At 64.3% G+C, this 1,452-nt stretch carries 1 protein-coding gene and 1 pseudogene; one reads left to right on the top strand and one right to left on the bottom strand.

Annotated elements, in window-relative coordinates:
• Positions 1 to 132: pseudogene (locus Vqi01_RS31830) on the bottom strand (SitI3 family protein); the annotation flags it as partial.
• Between the two features lie 122 nt (positions 133 to 254).
• Here Vqi01_RS31830 and Vqi01_RS30255 point away from each other — a divergent pair.
• Positions 255 to 1,452, top strand: a 1,198-nt coding sequence (locus tag Vqi01_RS30255) for a YobI family P-loop NTPase (RefSeq protein WP_204038546.1), incomplete at its 3' end; no start/stop codon positions are given.

Below are 1,452 nucleotides of genomic sequence, written 5' to 3'. Positions count from 1 at the left end.
TGTGAGGTCCGCGTCGAGCAGCCGTGGGTAGCCGGGCAGGGTCGACTCCTCGACGCCTTCCGGGGCGGCGACTGCGGCCACCTGCTCCAGCGGGATGTCCCCTGCCAGCGTCAATCGGTACTCGATAGCCACGCGTTGCCTGCCTTCTCAGTCGTGCCGGGTGGCATCCGTACCCGAGGGCGTGCTGAAAATGCTGCCGTCTGGTGCGCTGTCATGCTGGGAACACGTCAGACCGCGTTCGTAAGATTTCGTCCATGTCGCGAGTTCGGCTGTTCCGGCAGTCCGCATCACAGCCCGACGTCCCGGTCCTTCGGAGTCTCGGGCCCGCGTTTGACGAGAACCTGCACGGACGGCACGCGGCGGTCCTCCTTGAGGCCTTGGCCGACAGGTCCGTGCGCGCCGCGACGAATATCGCGCTCGCGGGGCACTACGGCAGCGGTAAGAGCAGTGTCATCCTCGGCGTTCAGCAGGGTCTGGACAAGCGGAAAATCAAATGGGTCAACCTGTCGCTGTCGAGTCTGGGCGTCGATGACACGACTCGGGCGCGCATCCAGCCTGACGGGACGCTCCCGCCACTGACGAACCTCATTCAGAAGGAGATCGTCAAGCAGCTGCTCTACCGGAAGGCGCCCGCGGACATGCCGGGGTCGAGGTACTTCCGCATCGACGCGTTCAGGCCCTGGCCGGCGGTGTTTGGAGCTGCCGTGGTCGCGGTGGTGTTCTTCGTGATCGCGGTCCTGTTCGGGCTGGTGAATCGCGTGGAGAAGATGGGTCCCCAAACACTGGTCACCAGCCATGGATGGGTGCCGTGGGCCATCGTCGGTGGGCTCGGCGTGCTGGTAGGCGTGATCTGTTTCTGGGGTTGGCGTGCTCTGCGGAGCCGGGTGCGGGTGGAGAGCATCTCCGCGGGCGGAGCAGCTGTCACGCTCAGCGCGAAGGAGAACTCGTACTTCGATGAGTATCTCGACGAGATCGTCTATTTCTTTCAGCGGACGAGGACCCGGGTCGCGATCTTTGAGGATCTGGACCGGTTCCGGGACCCGCACATCTTCGAGACGCTCCGCGAGCTGAACACGGTCCTGAACAACTCCGAGCAGATCAGGTCACGGCCTGTTCGGTTCGTGTACGCGGTCCGCGACAGCATCTTCGAACAACTCAACGTCGACGCCGTCCCAGACGGTGGCGCGGACGCCGATGCCGGTGGGGCGGGGCTTCGTGCGTCAGCTCGGGAGACGGCCCCGTCGGCGAACAGGACCAAGTTTTTCGATCTGGTCGTTCCGATGGTTCCGTTTCTCACGCACCGTTCGTCGCGGGACCTGCTGGCGGCGGAGTTCGCCGAATCGGACGAGGGACCTTCGGCTGCCCTGGTGAACCTGGTCGGTGGGCATTTGACCGACATGCGTCTGATCCGCAACATCCGCAACGAGTTCGAGATCTACCGCGTCTCGGTTC

Origin of the sequence: Micromonospora qiuiae (genome assembly GCF_016863555.1) — a bacterium.
GTDB lineage: Bacteria > Actinomycetota > Actinomycetes > Mycobacteriales > Micromonosporaceae > Micromonospora > Micromonospora qiuiae.
The sequence above is the reverse complement of the archived record's forward strand: the minus strand, read 5'-3'. Positions and strand labels throughout refer to the sequence as shown.